Origin of the sequence: Undibacterium umbellatum (assembly GCF_014284125.1) — a bacterium.
Lineage (GTDB): Bacteria > Pseudomonadota > Gammaproteobacteria > Burkholderiales > Burkholderiaceae_D > Undibacterium > Undibacterium umbellatum.
The window spans coordinates 293,566-313,108 of sequence record NZ_JACOFX010000002.1 but is presented as its reverse complement, the minus strand read 5'-3'; the positions used below and the strand labels follow the sequence as shown (position 1 = coordinate 313,108).

General features: G+C 50.3%; 14 protein-coding genes. 5 read left to right on the top strand and 9 right to left on the bottom strand.

Annotated features, from left to right (window positions below; genetic code table 11):
- Positions 1-2: 2 nt before the first annotated feature.
- The 3 genes from narJ to H8L47_RS05850 are packed head-to-tail and all read right to left on the bottom strand — an operon-like array spanning position 3 to position 5,992.
- Entirely contained in the window at positions 3-683 is a 681-nt protein-coding gene (gene narJ / locus H8L47_RS05860; protein ID WP_186952283.1) for a nitrate reductase molybdenum cofactor assembly chaperone, read from the bottom strand.
- 30 nt (positions 684-713) lie between these two features.
- Complete coding sequence (gene narH / locus H8L47_RS05855) at positions 714-2,267, bottom strand: nitrate reductase subunit beta (RefSeq protein ID WP_186952282.1); 1,554 nt, start codon at positions 2,265-2,267, stop codon at positions 714-716.
- On the bottom strand, positions 2,264-5,992 hold the full coding sequence (locus H8L47_RS05850; RefSeq protein WP_186952281.1) for a nitrate reductase subunit alpha: 3,729 nt from the start codon (positions 5,990-5,992) through the stop codon (positions 2,264-2,266). Before H8L47_RS05850 ends, narH begins: the two co-directional genes overlap by 4 nt.
- Positions 5,993-6,287: 295 nt before the next feature.
- Between H8L47_RS05850 and H8L47_RS05845 the strand changes: the two genes are divergently transcribed.
- The 4 genes from H8L47_RS05845 (at position 6,288) to H8L47_RS05830 (ending at position 10,789) form a co-directional block, all read left to right on the top strand.
- A complete protein-coding gene (locus H8L47_RS05845; protein WP_186952280.1) occupies positions 6,288-8,384 on the top strand; it encodes a TonB-dependent receptor plug domain-containing protein in 2,097 nt (698 codons plus the stop codon).
- A gap of 155 nt (positions 8,385-8,539) precedes the next feature.
- Positions 8,540-9,337 carry an AraC family transcriptional regulator gene (locus tag H8L47_RS05840; RefSeq protein ID WP_222616425.1) on the top strand — a complete coding sequence of 266 codons (798 nt, stop codon included), beginning with the start codon at positions 8,540-8,542 and terminating at the stop codon, positions 9,335-9,337.
- A gap of 87 nt (positions 9,338-9,424) precedes the next feature.
- Positions 9,425-10,279 (top strand): metal-dependent hydrolase, encoded by an 855-nt coding sequence (locus H8L47_RS05835; protein ID WP_186952278.1) that lies wholly within the window; start codon positions 9,425-9,427, stop codon positions 10,277-10,279.
- Positions 10,280-10,360: 81 nt separating this feature from the next.
- Positions 10,361-10,789, top strand: a complete 429-nt coding sequence (locus tag H8L47_RS05830) for a hypothetical protein (RefSeq protein WP_186952277.1) — start codon at positions 10,361-10,363, stop codon at positions 10,787-10,789.
- A gap of 98 nt (positions 10,790-10,887) precedes the next feature.
- Here H8L47_RS05830 and H8L47_RS05825 read toward each other — a convergent pair whose 3' ends face one another.
- From H8L47_RS05825 to H8L47_RS05800, 6 genes are all read right to left on the bottom strand, one after another.
- Positions 10,888-12,213, bottom strand: a complete 1,326-nt coding sequence (locus H8L47_RS05825) for a TolC family outer membrane protein (RefSeq protein ID WP_186952276.1) — start codon at positions 12,211-12,213, stop codon at positions 10,888-10,890.
- 23 nt (positions 12,214-12,236) lie between these two features.
- The gene (locus H8L47_RS05820) at positions 12,237-12,560 is read right to left on the bottom strand and encodes a rhodanese-like domain-containing protein (protein ID WP_186952275.1); all 324 of its coding nucleotides are present in this window, start codon (positions 12,558-12,560) and stop codon (positions 12,237-12,239) included.
- A 27-nt stretch (positions 12,561-12,587) separates the two neighbouring features.
- A complete protein-coding gene (locus H8L47_RS05815) occupies positions 12,588-13,238 on the bottom strand; it encodes a protein-L-isoaspartate O-methyltransferase family protein (protein WP_186952274.1) in 651 nt (216 codons plus the stop codon).
- Between the two features lie 40 nt (positions 13,239-13,278).
- On the bottom strand, positions 13,279-16,479 hold the full coding sequence (locus tag H8L47_RS05810; protein WP_186952273.1) for an efflux RND transporter permease subunit: 3,201 nt from the start codon (positions 16,477-16,479) through the stop codon (positions 13,279-13,281).
- A gap of 2 nt (positions 16,480-16,481) precedes the next feature.
- Entirely contained in the window at positions 16,482-17,627 is a 1,146-nt protein-coding gene (locus tag H8L47_RS05805; RefSeq protein WP_186952272.1) for an efflux RND transporter periplasmic adaptor subunit, read from the bottom strand.
- A gap of 137 nt (positions 17,628-17,764) precedes the next feature.
- A complete protein-coding gene (locus H8L47_RS05800) occupies positions 17,765-18,397 on the bottom strand; it encodes a TetR/AcrR family transcriptional regulator (protein ID WP_186952271.1) in 633 nt (210 codons plus the stop codon).
- Between the two features lie 540 nt (positions 18,398-18,937).
- On the opposite strand from H8L47_RS05800, the gene H8L47_RS05795 reads away from it, so the two are divergent.
- A complete protein-coding gene (locus H8L47_RS05795; RefSeq protein WP_329605433.1) occupies positions 18,938-19,450 on the top strand; it encodes a universal stress protein in 513 nt (170 codons plus the stop codon).
- The last annotated feature ends 93 nt before the right edge of the window (positions 19,451-19,543 follow it).

Here is a 19,543-nt window from a genome sequence, read left to right as displayed (position 1 = left end):
GATCAGCTCACTGATGATTGTCTGGGAGTGGCATTGGCTGCGCCGGAATTACCCTGGCGCGGATAAAAATTGACGACCTGGCTGCTACCCATCTGCGGTCGTAACAGGGGTTCCACGCCATCTGCACCTGGCCCAAAGGTTTCCATGGCATCGTCCATATCGCGTACCGGTGGTTCACCCTGCTCTTGCGGCACAACGTCGGTCAGCAATGTCAACAAGAGAAAGGCATTGGCATAAGGACTGTCATTGCGCTGCAGGCGCATGCCTATGGCGGCGATGACATGAATGGCATCACCCAATAATTTGCCAGCGGTTTCTTCATCGGTCAGACTCAGGAATTCCAGGAACAGCGGTACATAGTCTGGCAATTCACTGGCTTCTGGTTCAAAACCATAGCGGCGGTATTCTTCAATCAGATCGACCATGGCCTGACCACGGTCACGGCTTTCGCCGTGAATATGTTCAAACAGATGCAGGGCCTGGGAAGGCGTGCGGTCAAAGCTGGCGACATAATTTTCTTGCAGCCTGATGAGCGGCTTGCCTTGCAATTCATCCAGGAGTGCTTGCAGTGGCTCGTCAAACTCGGGCATGTCTGCCAGTATCAGTTTGATTTCGGGTATAGCAGCGATCAGTTCGGCTTGCGGATAACTGAGCAAGGCAGACAAGATGCGATAGATTTGCATACGATTTCCTTTCTGTGTCATCGGTCTGGCTTATTCTGTCGTCGACATTTTTTTGCGCGATTTTGGCATGTCGACAAAGATCACACTGCCTTGTGGCTTCTTGCCAAACAGGGAAGTATCCGATGTACCACCTGAGCAACCATTGCCGAAGGTGAAGCCGCAACTACCTTTGTCATTGAAACTGTCTTCCACCATTTCCTTGTGTGAAGAAGGAATCACGAAGCGATCTTCATAATTGGCAATCGCCATGGTTTGATACATGTCTTCCACCTGTTCTGCCGTCAAGCCAACTTGCTGCAAGACTGCATGATCGAGTTGTCCATGCACGACTTCAGAACGCTTGTAGGCACGCATGGCTAGCATGCGGTCGAGTGCCTTGAGCACCGGTTCTTCCTTGCCGGCAGTCAGTAAATTGGCCAGGTAACGGACAGGTATGCGCAGTGACTTCACATCAGGAATAATGCCGTTCATGCCCATGTGGCCAGCTTCTGCTGCTTTTTGTATAGGCGACAGTGGTGGTACATACCAGACCATGGGCAAAGTGCGGTATTCAGGATGCAGAGGGAATGCAATCTTCCACTCCATCGCCATTTTGTAGACTGGCGATTTTTGCGCAGCCGTGATCCAGCTTTCAGGTATGCCGTGCTTGCGCGCTTCAGCAATGATTGCAGGATCATGCGGGTCGAGGAAGCAACCCAGTTGGGCTTCGTATAAATCCTTTTCATCTGGCACGGATGCAGCCGCTTCTATCTTGTCTGCGTCATACAGCAAGACGCCGAGGTAACGGATACGGCCTACACAAGTTTCTGAACAAACCGTGGGTTGCCCGGCTTCTATGCGAGGGTAGCAGAAAGTGCATTTTTCAGCCTTGCCCGAACTCCAGTTATAGTAAATCTTTTTGTAAGGGCAACCAGAGATACACATGCGCCAGCCCCGGCATTTGTCCTGGTCAACCAGGACGATGCCATCATCTTCACGCTTGTAGATGGAACCGGATGGGCACGATGCAACACAGGCCGGGTTCAGGCAATGTTCGCACAAGCGTGGCAAATACATCATGAAGGTGCTTTCAAATGTGCTGTACATCTCCTTTTGCACACCTTCAAACAAGGCATCACGGCTACGCGAACTGAATTCGCCACCCAGATCATCTTCCCAATTCGGCCCCCAGACTATCTTCTCCATTTTCTTGCCAGTGATGACAGAAATTGGACGGGCAGTTGGTGGCGTCTCGGACAATGGCGCATTTTGCAGGCGCTCATAGTCGAAGGTGAAAGGCTCGTAATAATCATCAATCGATGGCAGATTGGGATTGGCGAAAATATTCGCCAGGATACGCAACTTGCCACCCTGTTTTGGCTCCAGCTTGCCACCCTGCGTCCGGTTCCAGCCACCTTGCCATTTCTTCTGGTTTTCCCATTCCTTGGGATAACCTATGCCCGGCTTGGTTTCCACATTATTGAACCAGGCATATTCCACCCCGTCGCGACTGGTCCAGACGTTTTTGCAAGTCACTGAACAGGTATGGCAACCTATGCATTTATCAAGGTTGAGCACCATGCCTACTTGTGCGCGTATTCTCATGATGCGGCTCCTTCTTCCAGCTTGCCTTCCAGCCAATCGACTTTTTTCATTTTTCTGAGCACCACAAATTCATCCCGGTTACTACCTACCGTACCGTAATAATTAAAGCCATACGCCAGTTGTGCATAGCCACCTATCATGTGGGTAGGTTTCAATACCGCTCTCGTCACTGAGTTATGGATGCCACCGCGCTTGCCACTTAATTCTGCACCTGGGGTATTCACAATTTTTTCCTGTGCGTGATACATCAGGCACATGCCCTTGGGCACACGCTGGCTGACGACGACACGGGCAGTCAAAGTGCCATTGCTATTGAAAACTTCTACCCAGTCGTTATCGACCAGTCCAGCCTCTTTCGCTTCAATTTCCGATACCCAGACATGCGGGCCACCACGGCTCAAAGTCAGCATGCGCAGATTGTCTGAGTAAGTCGAATGTATGCCCCACTTCTGATGCGGTGTGATGAAATTGAGGACGATCTCTTTCTCACCATTGGGTGACTTGTTCAGCATCGGCGCTACCGTCTTGGTGTCGATTGCTGGCTTGTACACGCACATGCTTTCACCAAAATCCAGCATCCAGCGGTGGTCCTGATAAAACTGCTGGCGACCGGTCAGTGTGCGCCATGGGATCAGTTCATGCACATTGGTGTAACCGGCGTTGTAGCTGACTTCTTCCGATTCCAGGCCGGACCAGGTGGGCGCAGAAATAATCTTGCGTGGCTGTGCCTGTACATCGCGGAAACGTATCTTGTCATGTTCACGCCCGACTGCCAGGTGGGTATGATCACGGCCTGTGATCTTGCCCAGTGCTTCCCAGGCCTTGACCGAGACATGGCCATTGGTTTCCGGGGCAAAGGTCAGTATCATTTCGCAGGCATCAATGGCAGTTTCCAGACGTGGCCTGCCTTTGCTGACACCTTCTTCAGTCACCACTTTGGTTATACCGCCGATTTCATGCACTTCATGCTCGGTATTCCAGTTGATGCCCTTGCCGCCATTCCCCAGCTTGTCCAGCAAGGGGCCGATAGAAGTAAACTTTTTGTAGATGTCTTTGTAGTTGCGTTCAACCACGACGAAATTTGGCGCAGTCTTTCCCGGGATAAGATCGCACTCACCTTTTTTCCAGTCCTTGGGTTCAAAGGCCTGGCCCAGTTCTCCTGGCGTATCATGCATCAGCGGTTGCAATACAATGTCCTTGCGAGTACCCAGATAATCACCACCAATTTCGGTGAATTTCTTGGCGATACCTTTATAGATTTCCCAGTCGGTGCGGCTTTCCCACAAAGGTTGTACGGCTTCACTCAAGGGATGAATGAATGGATGCATGTCAGAAGTATTCAAGTCATCTTTTTCATACCAGGTTGCAGTTGGCAACACGATGTCGCCATACAGGCAGGTCGTGCTCATGCGAAAATCCAGCACGGTCAGTAAATCAAGCTTGCCCTCTGCCGCTTTTTCACGGAATTTGACTTCACTGGGTTTCACCGCTTCATCAGGATCATCGAACAAGGCGTTTTGTGTACCCAGCAAATACTTGAGGAAGTATTCATGGCCCTTGCCTGAACTACCCAGGATATTCGAGCGCCAGACAAACATATTGCGCGGGAAGTTCTTGGGATTGTCCGGATCATCACAACTCATATTGATGGCACCTGACTTCAGGCTGTTCTTCAAATATTCTTGCGGTTCCAGTCCGGCAGCAGCAGCGGCGTCACAAACATCCAGCGGATTGGTTTCCAACTGTGGCGCAGACGGCAACCAGCCCATGCGTTCAGACTTGGCATTCATGTCTATCATGCTCATGTGGCTGACCTTGGACTTGTCTGCTGTTGGCGACAAGATTTCATCGACATGCAGTTTTTCATGACGCCACTGACTGGTGTGCGCATAGAAGAAACTGGTGCCATTCATTTGGCGTGGCGGACGGGTCCAGTCACTGGCAAAGGCTAGCGGAGCCCAGCCAAATTGCGGACGCAGTTTTTCCTGGCCGACGTAATGGGCCCAGCCACCACCCGATTTGCCTACGCAACCACACATCATGAGCATATTGATGATGCCGCGATAGATCATATCGTTGTGATACCAGTGGTTCAGCGCGGCACCGACGATCACCATGCTCTTGCCTTCGGTATCGTGGGCATTCTGTGCGAATTCGCGGGCTACCTGTATCACCAGATCACGTTTGACGCTGGTATGTTTTTCCTGCCATGCCGGGGTATAAGGAATATCGTCGTCATAAGAATGGGCAACGGCACCGCCCAGCCCTTGATCGACACCATAGTTGGCCATAGTCAGGTCATAGACGGTCGCTACCAGCACTGTGCTGCCATCGGCCAGTTGCACTCTTTTGGCAGGGACGTTACGGGAAATCATGTCGTTGGCATCAACGCCACCGAAATAATTGAACGCGACACTGACCACTTCATCTTGCTGGCCTACCAGACTCAACAAAGGATCTATTGCGCGGCCCGTATTGCCATCCTTGGCTTCCAGATTCCAGCGGCCGACTTTGGCACCTTCATCAAACTTGCCTTCGCCCCAGCGATAACCAATGGAACCATTCGGAGCGACGATCTCGCCGGTACTTTCATCAATCGCCAAGGTCTTCCATTCCGGATTATTGGCTTCATGCAAATTGTCTGGCAATTCAGAAGCGCGCAGCATGTGATCAGGCACGATGCCGCCATTGCGTTCTACCAGGCGCACCAGCATGGGCAAGTCGGTGTATTGCTTGACGTAGTTGCGGAAATAAGCGGACTTGTTACCAAGGTGGAATTCTTTCAGGATCACGTGGCCCATGGCCATGGCCAGTGCAGCATCCGTGCCCTGCTTGGGCGCCATCCAGATATCGCCGAACTTGACCATCTCGCCAAAGTCACTGGAAACGGCAACGGTTTTTGTTCCCTTGTACCGCACCTCAGTATAAAAATGGGCATCTGGCGTACGGGTTTGTGGCACGTTTGAACCCCATACCATCAGATAAGTCGAGTTATACCAGTCGGCGGATTCAGGTACGTCAGTCTGCTCACCCCAGATTTGCGGGCTGGCTGGTGGCAAATCACAATACCAGTCATAGAATGACAGGCAAACACCACCGATCAGGCTCAGGTAGCGTGAACCTGCCGCATATGACACCATGGACATGGCAGGGATGGGCGAGAAACCGACGACACGGTCAGGGCCAAATTTTTTGACAGTAAAGGCATTTGCTGCCGCAATGATTTCTTGTGCGGTATCCCAGTCAGCGCGGACAAAGCCACCAAGACCACGTACTGATTTATAGCGCCGAGCTTTTTCCGGATTCTGGCTGATGGATTCCCATGCCGCTATAGGCCCCATGGTCTTGCGCGCTTCTTGCCACATTTCCATCAGACGGCCACGTATCATGGGATATTTGACACGCTGGGCAGAATACACATACCAGCTATACGATGCCCCGCGCGGGCAGCCACGAGGTTCATGGTTAGGCAAATCAGGGCGGGTACGGGGATAATCAGTTTGCTGGGTTTCCCAGGTAATCAGGCCGTTCTTGACATACACCTTCCAGGAACACGAACCAGTGCAATTCACACCATGGGTGGAGCGTACGATCTTGTCATGTTGCCAGCGACTGCGGTAACCGTCCTCCCATTTGCGGTCTTCATCAACAACCGCGCAATGCCCGTCGGAGTAGGTGGATTTCACCTTGGACATGAATTTCAATCTATCCAGAAAATGACTCATTGTGCTTCTCCATATCATGTGGGCAGAACATGCCCGGCAAACTCTTTTTGAATATGCTCTCAGCTTACGCACTCCCCCTGCTTCCGCCCATTCTTCGGTCCGATACAAAAGCTCATGCATAGGCACTAGCGCAACTAGGTCGAAAGAACTAGGCGGGCACGATCAGCAAAGCTCAATTGCAACACTCTCGCCACATTGCCTGTACCAGAACGTGGAAAGCTGGCAATATCCAATTGAGCGAGTTGACTTACTACCTGACAGGCAGATCGGCAAGTCCCTGATAGAGGAAAGAGAGATGCATTTTCCGCAACACAAGGCCCTACTGACAGCAATGCTCTTGTCGTTTTCACTGGCAACGCAGGCCAGGGCAGATTTCGATGAAGAAGATGATCTGAAAGCCGTTTATGGCGACAAACTGACTGTCAGTATTGCCACCGGCAGCCAGAAACCCTTGCGACTGGCGCCAGCCGTCACCAGCGTCATCACGGCTGCCGACATTCGCGCCATGGGAGCAACTGATCTTGACCAGGTCCTGGAAAGCGTGGCTGGCATGCATGTAGAGAAAATCGGTGCTAACCATTTTTCAGCCTATGTGATGCGTGGCATCATCAATGAATTGAACTCACAAATTCTGGTACTGCAAAATGGTGTACCGATGACGGTACTACTGACTGGTAACAGATCGCGACTGTGGGGCAGCTATCCCTTGCAGCACATCTCACGGATAGAAGTGATACGCGGGCCTGGCTCTGCCCTGTATGGTGCCGACGCCTATAGTGGCGTGATCAATATCATCACCAAAAACTCAACTGAAATAATGGGCACAGAACTCGGTGTCAATGCTGGCTCATTTTCTACGTGCGATGTCTGGATGCAGCATGGCGGTAAAATAGCCGGCGTGGATGTTGCCGCTTATTTACGTGCGGGCAAAACCTCAGGAAATGCCGATATCATCAGTGCAGATGCCCAAACTGGCCTGGATCGTGTATTTGGCACCCGCGCCAGCCTGGCGCCCGGCCCCATGAATAACGGTCATGAAGCTGTGGATGCCCATCTTGATCTGAGCTACGAAAAATGGCGGTGGCGCAGCAGTTACCTACTGCGCGATAACGTGGGTACGGGGACCGGGGTCTCCTCTGCACTGGACCTGGTAGGCAAACTGCAGAGCCAGCGTCTGACATCGGATTTATCATGGAGTGACAGCCATTTTTTGCGCGACTGGGGCCTGGGGTTCAATCTCAGTTATGCAAAATACTTGCAACGCCTTCCTGCGCCACTGGTGTTGTATCCGCCTGGTGTTACTTTTCCGACTGGCAATTTCCCCCAGGGAATCATAGGCTCGCCCAATACATCGGAAAGGCAAATCCGCGCTTCTGCCTTTGCAGTGTATTCTGGCTGGCCTGGACATCAATTGCGTATCGGCCTTGGGCATGATGACTTGTACATGTACGACACCTTTGAGTTCAAGAACTTCCAGGTCACGCCTGCAGGCCTGCCGCAGCCTGCAGGGGCCGTGCAAACCTATACCGGCGCACTGGCATTTCTGGAACCCCACAGCCGCAAGATTGACTATGTGTATATTCAGGATGAATGGCAGTTCGCTCCAGACTGGAACCTGACTGCAGGGCTCAGGCATGACCGCTATTCTGATGTAGGCAGTACCACCAATCCCCGCCTGGCACTAGTGTGGGATGCCGCCTATAACCTGACAGCCAAACTCATGTATGGCCAGGCTTTCCGTGCGCCATCGTTTGCCGAGCTGTATAGCATCAATAACCCGGCCCAGCGCGGCAATCCTTCGATACAGCCTGAAAGTATCAAGACCCTGGAAGCAGCCCTGGTCTGGCAAGTGCGCAACGACTTGCTCGCGAAATTCAATATTTTCCAGTTCAGAATGAAAAACCTGATACGTACCGTCCCCAATGTCATCAGAGGTACAGGTAGCTCGTATGCGAATACCAATAGTCAGGAAGGTCAGGGTATGGAAATCGAGCTAAACTGGCAAGCCAGTCGCCAACTGCGCTTGAACGGCAATTACAGCTACCAGCGCAATATTGACCAAACCACCAACCAGGATGCAGGTTATGCCCCACACCACCATCTGTTTGCCCGTGCTGACTGGCTGTTTGTACAAGACTGGATGTTAAGCCCTCAATTCAACTGGGTAGCAGGACGCAAACGCACTGTTGGCGATCTGCGCCCACCTGTGGCAGACTACAAGACTATCGATCTCAGTCTGCGCACCAATGCGGGTGCATGGGAGGTTTCCGGCAGCATACGCAATCTCATGAATGCCGATGCGCGTGAACCCAGTCTGGCACCAGGCAGTATTCCGAACGACATACCACTGGCGAAACGCAGTTTCTATTTGCAGTTAGTTTATAAAATGTAATACTGCTGTCTGGCTTGATACTGACACCAGTTTGCAGCCAGCTTTGAGTAAAGTAACGCCCGGCCCCCTGCTATCCTATCCGCCTCAGCCATACCTTGCACACACCTATCCAATATCAGATTTTCTCCTCCCATCCAAAGTTATCACCATTGATCATGCATGTCTTGGTGGTGGAACTGGATGCTTGCGAAGCATTTTTGCCTGCCGCTCTGAGCCCTGCCATCATGCTGTTCGCACATGGCGGCGGCGTAGTGATACAAGCAGATCAAACTGAGATAGTCGCCGACCGCTTCTTTCTACGCGGCCCGGTGATGGAGCCTACTCACGTTCGCTATGAGACCAAGTCTCTGGCATTGTCAGTATGTTTTCGTCCTGGCATGTTGCAACAAGCTATGGGCATCAATGTTGCCAGCATTGCAGGTAATATCCTGCCCTTCCATGAGCTGGTGGCTGCCGAACGTGTTGAGGCCTTTTTGCAAGCACTGGATGAATTACAGGACGTCAGTGCCATCGTAGCGCTGTTTCAAGAATTTTTGCTGGATGTACTGGATCACAGGCCCAGGAGCAGTATGGGTGCTGCATTTCTGGCAGCCCACAAAAAAATCTTCTTTCCCTTGCTAGAATTATCTGAATATTTTGGCATAGGGCAAAGGCAACTGGAACGCCGGGTACGTGAAAATTTTGGGGTCACCCTGCGCGATGTGAGACGCATAGTCAGGTTCGGTTTTTCCCTTCCCCACATCATCAAGCCAGATGTCGTCTGGGGAGATCTGACCAAGATCGCCCAGGATACCGGTTACTATGATCAGGCCCACATGCACAGGGAATATGTAGAACTGGCAGGCATACCACCAGCACAACTCAGGCAAAAAATCAGTAGCCGTGATCCTGCTTACTGGATTTATCTGATGTCAGAAGAAGACTTCAACAAGCTTTTTTTAATGATAGATTGACGGGTCGGTACAAATTTGTCGCTTAGGTACAAGTAAAAACCAGGCTAATTGTTTAGACTGTTTTTCATCACAGCGATGAGAAACATGATGAATACCAATGAAGAGAAAAACCATACACGCCAGCCCTTGCAAATACGGCAATTATTAATCGACCTGTCCCAGGGTTTTTCACGTCATTGGCTGGGTGGAGATGCTTTCCGCACACACTTGTTCAACGCACAGTCATTCAGCTTCCCGCTGGGTGAACAATATTTCATCGATAGCGTCAAGGCAGCCGTGCCCTTGCTCAAAGACGAGCAATTGAAAGAAGAAATCAGGGGTTTTATAGGCCAGGAAGCAAGCCATCGCCATATCCACGCAAAATACAACCAGCATCTGAATACGCAAGGCTTGAGCTATTTCATTGAGCCTTTCGTCAAATGGCGCATACGCAGTGCTGCCAGGCTGAGCGTTAAAAGCAATCTCGCTGTCACAATCGCCTATGAACATTTCACAGCTATTTTTGCCGATGGCGCTTTGAGTGAACCATGCTGGATAGGTGATGCAGAAGAACCGCTGAAAACCCTGTGGACCTGGCATTCCATAGAAGAGACCGAACACAAGTCTGTTGCCTTTGACGCCTATCATGCAATAGGTGGCGGCTATCTGCGGCGTATAGCCTGGTTCTTGTATGTGAGCATGTTGTTCAGCTTTGATACTTTCGTACAAACCTCACATTGCCTGTATCGCGATGGTCAATTATTCAAACCCAGGACCTGGTGGCAGGCGCTCAAATACTGCCTGCGTCCACGAGGCTTGCTGTGGTTTTCGCTGCCACATTACCTGGCTTATTTCAAACCCGGCTTCCAACCCTGGGAGCGTGACAATCTGCATCTGACCAGGCAATGGCTGACAGAGCAAGTTGCCAGCTACAGGGAAATAGGAAAACCTGCTGAAGCATGAGAGTAAAATATATTTGTTTCGCTATGCGTTTCAACCTCCATCACTTTAGATCTGGCGTCATGTCCATTTCCTGATCATAAAATGAAATCTATCTTATTAGCTTTGCATCTGGTGTTTGTAGGTCTGTGGCTGGGTTGCGTCTTGACAGAAGCCTTGTTTGAACGCGCCTTGCTGGGACAGGGACGCACCCAGGAACTCTTACTCAGCAACTTGCACAAACGGGTTGATCTCTACATTGAAATCCCGGCATTCATGCTGGTCTTGATGACTGGTGGCATGCTGTGGCATCAGGCACAGCCAGGCATGCTCTTGCACATCAAAGTCGGCTTTGGCTTACTGGCGATACTGGCAAATGCTTACTGTGTCTATCTGGTGTTCAAACGTCATCGATTGGCAGTGAATGGGCTATGGTCTGCCTTTGAAAAAACAGATCACCTGCAACACAAGATTGGTGCTGTAGTGTTAATCGCCATGCTGATGGCGTTGAGTATAGGTCTTTATCTGCTTTAGGAATATCGGCGTTTCATCCTGCTGAAAGCAAGCCGCACACAAAATAAAAAGCTCGCATTATGCGAGCTTTTTATTTGCAAGTTGCAAGTTGCAAATTCTTAGTGTTGCAATAAAGAATTCACCTCGGCCAGGTCTTCTTCTTTCAAATTACCAGACGCTGACTTCAGACGCAGGCCATTCAGGATAGTGTCATAACGTGCCTTCGCCAGGGTCTGGCGAGTGGTATACAACTGTTGCTGTGCATTAAGGACATCGATGTTGATACGCACACCAACCTGGTAACCAAGCTTGTTTGATTCCAATGCCGACTGGCTGGAAATTTCGGCGGCTTCATAAGCTTTCACTTGCGCAAGGCCAGAATTCACGCCTACGAATGCCTGACGCGCACCCTGTGCAGCAGTACGACGGGCATTTTCATAATCACTGCGTGCCTTGTCTTCGAGTGCTATCGATTCTCTGACGCGGCTATCAACAGAAAAGCCGGAAAAAATCGGGACATTCCATTGCAAGCCTATGGTTGTTGGCCTGGAAACACCTGTGCCAGCCGGATTGCCTGCACCCGCATTAGAGGACCGGCCAGTGCTGGCAACCAGATCAACAGTTGGAAAATGCCCGGCACGGCTTTTTTGTATCTCGCGTTTGGCAATTTCTACTGCTACTTGAGAAGCAACCACACCAAAATTTTGTTTTTCTGCCGACGATACCCAGTCATCAATCAGGGCTGGTTGGGGTGCATTCAATTTCACGCCTGCACGTAACGGTGCCAGTTCACCAGCTTCTTTGGCGATGATTTGCTGCAAGGCTGCTCGCTTGACTTGTAAATCACTTTGACCAGCAAATTCTTGTGCTGTCACCAGGTCATAACGTGCCTGCGCTTCGTGCGTGTCGGTGATGGTGGATGTGCCCACTTCGAAATTGCGTTTGGCAGAGGCTAGTTGCTCAGAAATAGCACTCTTTTGCGCACGCAAAGTTTCCAGCGTATCTTGTGCTGCCAATACGTCAAAATAGGCTTGGGCAACACGAACGATCAAATCCTGTCTGGCTTGTGCAAACTGCGCATCACTGACCAGCAAAGATAATTTACTCTGTTCATATTGCTGCCAGTTTCCCCAGTTGAACAAGGGTTGGGACAAGGCCAGCGTCCAGGTATTGCCGACGCCTTTGAGAGTGCGGGAGCCAGCAATCTGATCACTTTCCACTTCTGTATTTGATTTTGTGCCACTGCCTCTCAGAGCGATACCTGGCAATAATGCTGCGCGGCCTTGCACAGGTTTTTCCTGACCTGCGGTCAGGCTGGCGCGGGCACTTGCATACTGCGCATCATTTGCCAAAGCATCCTTGTATATTTGCAGCAAATCAGTTGCATTTGCATTCATCGTCAAGAAAGCCGAGGCCAGCAGTGTGGCAAGAATAGGATTACGCATGTAAGGCTCCGAAAAAAAGTAAATTAATAAGTGGGCATACCCGTATCGACTTGTTGTGCCCATGCATGCACACCACCAGTCAGATTAATTGTTTGGGTATAGCCCTGACGCTCTAAAAAATTTGCTACCTGCATACTGCGCCCGCCGTGATGGCAAATACAGACAATCACGTCGTCCGGTTCCAGTTCGTGAAAGCGAACTGGCACTGTCTGCAAGGGCATCAATTGCACACCGGGGATATGACAAGTTTCATACTCCCAAGGTTCCCGTACATCGAGTAAAACCGGGGCTTTTTTACTACTATCGTTTAACCATTGCGCCAATTCTGTTGCAGTAATATTTTCCATGCCATGTCCTCTGTTTTCTTTTCAGGATTACAGGCTGAAATGCGAAACTGGCTTGGCACCTGCTGCGGCCTCCACCACAGTTTCAAACAAATTTTGCTTGCTTACTGCAGTTGCAGAAGTACGCGTGAATAATTGCGCGGTCAATGCCGGCTGTTGTCCTACGAAAGCCAGCAAACGACCGCCGACGTTTAATTGCTGCTGAAAGTGTTCTGGCAATTGCTCCAGACCACCAGCGATGACGATGGCATCATAGCTACCCGTATTTTTATCGCTGAAGGCATCGGCCAGAACCACATCAACATTGCTGACATGATTGCGGTGCAGATTATTGGTCGCCAGTTCATGCAAGACTTTGGACGATTCAAGTACGGTCACGTGACGTGCACGATAAGCAAGCATGGCAGCCAGGTAACCTGTGCCTGCACCAACCAGCAGAACACTCTCCTGCTTCTTCACAGCCAGTTCCTGCAAAATGCGGGCTTCCAGCTTGGGTGTCATGGCTTTGCTACCGTCCGGCAAAGGCAATTCAGTATCAAAAAATGCCAGGCTTTTTTGTTCTGCCGGGAAGTAATCTTCGCGTTTGACCACAATCAGCATATCCAGCACTTCCTGGTTCAACACATTCCAGGGGCGGATTTGTTGCTCTATCATGTTGAAGCGTGCTTTTTCGATATTCATTTCTATACTCGATTGCAAAATTGGTGGAAACGGCATTTTATCAAAGCGCTTGGGCTGTTTGACGATTACCGCGCCATTTTTGCGTAATCCACAGCCCCAAATCATCCAGATAGGTATAAATCACAGGAACAACGACCAAAGTCAGCAATGAAGAAGTGATAATCCCGCCTATCACGGCCTGCCCCATGGGTGCGCGCTGCTCAGAACCCTCAGAGAGGGCAAATGCCAGTGGCACCATGCCAAATACCATCGCCAGCGTGGTCATCAGGATGGGGCGCAAGCGTACATGGGCCGCTTCCAGCAAGGCTTCCATGCGGTTCATGCCTTCTTTTCTTGCCTGATTAGCAAAATCTACCAGCAAAATCGCATTTTTGGTAACTAAACCCATCAACATGATGAAACCAATGATGGAAAACATGTTCAACGTGGATCGGAAGAACAACAATGCCAGGAAAACACCGATCAAAGTCATGGGCAAGGCTGACATGATGGCTATCGGTTGCAGGAAGCTGGCAAACTGCGACGCCAAAATCATATAAATGAAAATCACTGCCAAAGCCAGTGCAGACAATGCATAACCAAAGGACTCCGTCATGTTCTTGGTAGCGCCGCCCATCTTATAGCGATAGCCAGGTTGCCATTGCATGCCATCCAGCACTTTTTTGACTTCAGCACTGACTTCACCGGCAGAACGTCCCACCACATTGGCAGACAATTCCACTTCGCGGTTCAGATCACGGCGGTTGATCTGGTTGGCACCTGTCGACGGCTTGATGTCTGCCACCTGGCGCAAAGGTACCATTTTTGGTGAGCCGTCTGCATTGGTTTGCGTGCTGCTCAGCATCAGACGCGACAAATCATCAGCATTATTCCTGTCATTCGGTGACAGGCGCACTGTGACATCATAATTTTCATCATCCGGTGCACGCCAGGTCGTGGCAATTTCACCAGCCAGCAAAGGCCGCAAGGCACCGCCTATCTGGGCGACGCCTACACCCAGGTCAGCAGCGATATCACGGCGCGGTTGCACCGAGATCGTCGGTTTTTGCGCCTTCAGACTGGAATCCAGATCCACCAGGCCAGGAATAGCGCGCAATTGTTCTTGCACGTGTTCCGACAATTTCGCCAGTTCACCCAGATCACTGCCTTGCAGACTGAAGCGCAGATTCTTGTTGTCACCACCTACGCCATCCAGTGCACCGATGTGCGTGACTGTGATGCCGGCAATCTGGCTCAAACGAGTACGCAGCGGTACTGACATCTGGCTGGTGGTTCTCGCCCTGTCCTTGCGCGGTACCAGACGGATAAAGGTCGTCACATAATTCTTGCCCTGTGCCGAGCCAGTATTCACCGTGCTATAGGTATCCAGCACTTCCGGGAACTCCTTGACCACGGCTTCGACCTGATGCACCTTGGTCTCTGTCAATTCCAATGAAGAACCCACTGGCGTGTAATAGTTGACGCCAGTTTCGGAATAATCAGCCTGCGGTACAAATTCTGAACCTATCAAGCCTGTGCCCGGAATTGCCAGACCCAGAAAAAAAGTCAATGCAGCAATCAGCAAAGTCTTAATGCGGTGTTTGAGTGACCAGCGCAACATCACCTGGTAGCCACGCGAAAACCATTGCACGCCACGTTCAAACTGTTCCAGCACGCGGCCTATGCTATTTGCATACCAGCCTTTGCGAATGGATTTGCCGTTTTCATCTACAGTAGAATGTCCATGGGCATCCGGATCAGGCCAGATCGATGACAACATCGGGTCGAGCGTGAAAGACACAAACATGGAAATCAATACGGCGGCGGTGACGGTAATACCAAACTGATGGAAGAAGCGGCCGATAATGCCGCCCATGAAACCGACAGGCAAGAACACCGCCACGATGGAGAAGGTCGTCGCCAGTACCGCCAGGCCTATTTCTGCCGTACCTTCCATTGCTGCTGTTTGGTGATCCTTGAACTTGCCATTCACCTTCATGCCAGCATGACGTACGATATTTTCACGCACCACAATCGCATCATCAATCAGCAAGCCCACGCACAGCGACAAAGCCATCAGGGTGATCATGTTGATGGTGAAGCCAAACATATCCATGAAAAGGAAAGTGCCTATCAATGCAACAGGTAAAGTCAGGCCAGTAATGACGGTAGAGCGCCACGAGTTCAGGAACAGAAAAACAATCAGGATAGTCAGTGCTGCACCCTCTATCAGAGTGCGGCGCACATTCTCAACACCAACGCGTATCTGGCGAGAACCATCCTTGATGACTTGTACTTTAACGCCAGGGAATTGCACCAGCAATTGAGGTTCCAGCGCCTTCAGTGCATCGGTCAGGCCATTCGCAACTTCAATCGTGTTCTGCCCCTGCGCCTTCAAAATATCCAGTGCCACTGTGCGCTGGCCGTTATACAGTGCCAGGCTCTCTTGCTCTTCCTGACCATCTACCACGCTGGCAACTTGTGACAGCAATACCGGCTGACCACCACGGCGGGCCACGATGATGCGGGCAAAGTCTTGCGGGTTCTTGATGCGTCCCTGTATTTGTACGACTTTTTCATTATCGAGTGCGCGGATGGCACCGGTAGGCAGCTCCTGGTTTTCATTGCGCAGGGCATTGATGACCTGATCGACACCCAGACCCAGTGATTCCATTTCACCCGGTTTCAGGTAAATTTTGATCTCACGCTTGACACCACCAACCAGAGTAACCGAACCAACACCACGTACATTTTCCAGACGCTTCTTCACCAGTTGATCACCTATGGTGGTCAACTCACGGAAATCACGTTTCTTGATCTTGTCGTCATTCGTCACTGAAACCGAGAAGATGGGCTTGTCGGATGGATCATATCGCGTCACCCGTGGCTCTTTGACTTCCTTGCGAAAGCCAGCCTTGATCAGTGCCACTTTTTCACGTACATCTTGCGCTGCCTGAGCCGGATCAACGGTCAGGTCAAATTCAAGGATAACGACAGAAGTACCTTCATAAGAACGTGAAGTCAAAGCGCTGATACCGTTGATGGTATTGACGGTTTCTTCAACCTTGCGGGTGATGTCTGACTCTATGGTCTCAGGTGCCGCACCAGGATAATCAGTCTGGATCACCACCACCGGGAATGTAATATCGGGGAACTGGTCAACCCGCAAACGCTTGTATGAGAACAAACCCAGCACCACAAAGGCCACCATCATCATGGTCGCCAGCACCGGATTGCCTATGCTGATACGTGTGAACCACATGATTACACCTTGCCTGTCGTTGTAATCAGCTTCACAGACACACCTGCACGCAGGCGACCCAGATTGGCCTTGACTATCCTTGCTTGCGGTGCCAAACCAGACAGCACCTCCACCACAGGCTTGCCCTGGCTTTCACCACGCAGGCCCAGCTTGACCGGCTTTTGTTGCAAGACATTATTTTCTATCGCATACACGAAAGCCTGTTCGCCTTCATACTGTATGGCCGTCTCCGGCACGGTCAACACTTCAGCTTTTTTATCGACGACCAGTTGCGCTTCACCAAACATGCCTGCACGTAAAACGGTATCAGGATTGGCGACCTGCACATAGGTCATGATGGAGCGTGAACCCGCTGTTGTTGCCGGGTTGATACGCACTACCTTGCCATCGACTGCCGCTGGCACGCCTTCTATTTTTAGTTGCACAGCCTGGCCAATTTTGATGCTGGCAATATCCTGTGTTGGTACTGGCGCTTCCATTTCCAGCATACGCAAATCAACGACATCCAGCAAACGGTTATCTGGGGAAATCTTTTCGCCGGGCTGCACCATGCGGTTGCTGATCATGCCTGAGATGGGGGCGCGTATGACGGTGTCTGCCAGCGCTTTTTGCGCAACATTCAACGCGCCTTTGACACTATCAACATTGGCCAGGGCGATGGCATATTGGCTGTTAGTATTGTCATAGGCATTTTTGGAAATAAAATTTTTTTCCAGTAATGCTATGTTGTTATCGCGTGCAAGGCGGGCGATATCAAGCTGTCCTCGCGCTGCCGCCAAGGCACCTTTGGCTTGTTCCTGCCTGGCCAGGTAATCACTGCTATCCATTTTCAGCAAGACTTGGCCAGCCTGCACGGCTTCGCCTTCCCGCACCAATACTTCAGTAACGTCACCCGCTACCCGGGCTTTGACAGCAGCTTGATTGATCGCGCGCAAAGCGCCTGACAAAGCCAGGAGTTTTCTCACTTCAGTGTTGCTAACCTCTACGATATCGGCAGGTAAGAACTCCAACACTGCAGGCGCGGATTGCACGCCTGTAGCGACAGGCATCTTATTGAGACTTGCCTCAGATATACGCTTCATCAGCACCACTACTGCCGCCAATAGCAGCAGAACGGCAATGATCCAGAAAGTCTTGCGCTTTAACATGCTTGTTTTCCAAAAAGTAATGGTTTCATGGGCCTGGGTAAAGATGGTAAATAAACTATCCAGGTCGTAAGAAACCCTGACTTTAAAGCCTGACACAAGGTAAGGGTCAAGCAGCGCATGCTATAAACAAGCACAAACTATTTTTTCAACAACAAGCTATGTAAAGCCAGCTCGATATAGTGTTCAAGATAAGTATCAAGCTTCTCAGGTTCAATATTGCAAACGCCTTGAGAATGCTTCCAGATCATCATCATGATCATGGGGGCAATCAGTATCCTGGAGTCGATCTCCACATCCACACTGCGTATCTCACCGCGTGCCATGCCCCGCTTCAACATGGTCATGACCAGGTTTTCACCCCGGTTGATGACCTCTTCCTGATAAAACTTGGCCAGCTCAGGGAAATTTCCCGCTTCCGCCATCATCAGCTTGGGCAAGCCTGATAGCTTGGTATTACCGATACTGCCCCACCAGGTTGTCATGATCAGGCGGAACAGTTCTTCACTATTACCTTCAAACTGATCAATCACACCTTCGGCTTCGCCTATCAGGGGGACTATACTTTCCCTCACCACTGCCTTGAATAACTCTTCCTTACTGCAAAAATACAGGTACAAGGTTCCCTTGGAGACGCCAGCCGCTCTCGCGACGTCATCCAGACGGGTCGCAGCGAAACCGCGCTCCACAAATAAATCGAGGGCAGCAGCAAGCAATTCTTGCGGACGGGCATCCTTGCGGCGCTCCCACTTTGGCTTAAAATGGCATAACATAATAATAACAACTCAATTAACTTACTTTTGAGTCAGTAATATAGTCCGCCCCCAGATCAGCGTCAAGATAAACACTCTTGCTACTTTCATTTCCTCATGGTTTTTATCAATAAAACAATATTCAAGAAATGCATTAATACCAATGAAACTGTTAATGTACCTTATTGATAAGCTGGTTCCCTTGTTACTTTTTAGAGATTCTGCCAAGCAGCAACACTTATCACAATCACTATGCGACAGAATGCGAAATTGGGGAGTTCAAACAGGAAAAATTTGGAACAGGCGGCGGATACTGTCCATCGCTACTGAAGGTCATGCGCTTGCTTAACAGGCTCGCCAACTTGATCTGCCACCCATTTCATCGCACCACTGATGCTAGAACGCATGTGCGAAAAAGGCAAAAGGAGTAAAAGCATATCGGGATTGACTTGGATCAAACCCTGAGTATTGCAAAAAAACAATCCCGGCATATATTGAAAGAAGGACTTTGTTCATCCCAGGTCCAGGTCATCAGACTGACATGCAGACACCAGGAATGCCTTGCTCACCAAGAGAGTCAATTGCCCTATTTTGATGACACTTGTTTCTCAACGTATTTCAATTGAGGAGGTTTTCATGTTTAAGCATATACTTTTTCCGACCGACGGATCGGAAGCATCACGGGATGCCATACGCAAATGCGTTTTGTTTGCCAAAGAAACAGGGGCATCACTCACTGGCATACATGTAATTCCAGAGTTTCATATCGTCACTTATCATACTGAGATGCTGGAAGACACCAAGGCGCAATTCGAAAGGGACTGCTTATTGCACGCGCAACATTACCTGAACGAAATTAAGGATATCGCAAAAGAATACAATGTTAGTTGCGAAACATCCTATCTGACAGGCGATCATCCTTTCGACGTCATTGTTAAGCAAGCAAAAGAAAAAAATTGTGACTTGATTGCCATGGCCTCGCATGGTAGGCGAGGATTGAAAGGTTTTTTGATGGGAAGCGAAACACAGAAGGTGATTACACACAGCACAGTGCCAGTGCTGGTTTTCCGGTAGTTTCACAGAATGCCTGAAAATGCACTACAGTTACTAAAAATTTGGCGGTGCCATATCCCCCCTGACAAAGGTGACGGCACTGCTTGTTGATAC

Excerpts from the sequence above, each read along its gene's own strand:
- H8L47_RS05800 (WP_186952271.1), bottom strand. The coding sequence starts at position 18,397 with ATGTTATGCCATTTTAAGCCAAAGTGGGAGCGCCGCAAGGATGCCCGT.
- H8L47_RS05805 (WP_186952272.1), bottom strand. The coding sequence starts at position 17,627 with ATGTTAAAGCGCAAGACTTTCTGGATCATTGCCGTTCTGCTGCTATTG.
- H8L47_RS05845 (WP_186952280.1), top strand. The coding sequence starts at position 6,288 with ATGCATTTTCCGCAACACAAGGCCCTACTGACAGCAATGCTCTTGTCG.
- H8L47_RS05820 (WP_186952275.1), bottom strand. The coding sequence starts at position 12,560 with ATGGAAAATATTACTGCAACAGAATTGGCGCAATGGTTAAACGATAGT.
- H8L47_RS05830 (WP_186952277.1), top strand. The coding sequence starts at position 10,361 with ATGAAATCTATCTTATTAGCTTTGCATCTGGTGTTTGTAGGTCTGTGG.
- narH (WP_186952282.1), bottom strand. The coding sequence starts at position 2,267 with ATGAGAATACGCGCACAAGTAGGCATGGTGCTCAACCTTGATAAATGC.
- H8L47_RS05815 (WP_186952274.1), bottom strand. The coding sequence starts at position 13,238 with ATGAATATCGAAAAAGCACGCTTCAACATGATAGAGCAACAAATCCGC.
- H8L47_RS05835 (WP_186952278.1), top strand. The coding sequence starts at position 9,425 with ATGAATACCAATGAAGAGAAAAACCATACACGCCAGCCCTTGCAAATA.
- H8L47_RS05810 (WP_186952273.1), bottom strand. The coding sequence starts at position 16,479 with ATGTGGTTCACACGTATCAGCATAGGCAATCCGGTGCTGGCGACCATG.
- H8L47_RS05825 (WP_186952276.1), bottom strand. The coding sequence starts at position 12,213 with ATGCGTAATCCTATTCTTGCCACACTGCTGGCCTCGGCTTTCTTGACG.
- H8L47_RS05850 (WP_186952281.1), bottom strand. The coding sequence starts at position 5,992 with ATGAGTCATTTTCTGGATAGATTGAAATTCATGTCCAAGGTGAAATCC.
- narJ (WP_186952283.1), bottom strand. The coding sequence starts at position 683 with ATGCAAATCTATCGCATCTTGTCTGCCTTGCTCAGTTATCCGCAAGCC.
- H8L47_RS05840 (WP_222616425.1), top strand. The coding sequence starts at position 8,540 with ATGCATGTCTTGGTGGTGGAACTGGATGCTTGCGAAGCATTTTTGCCT.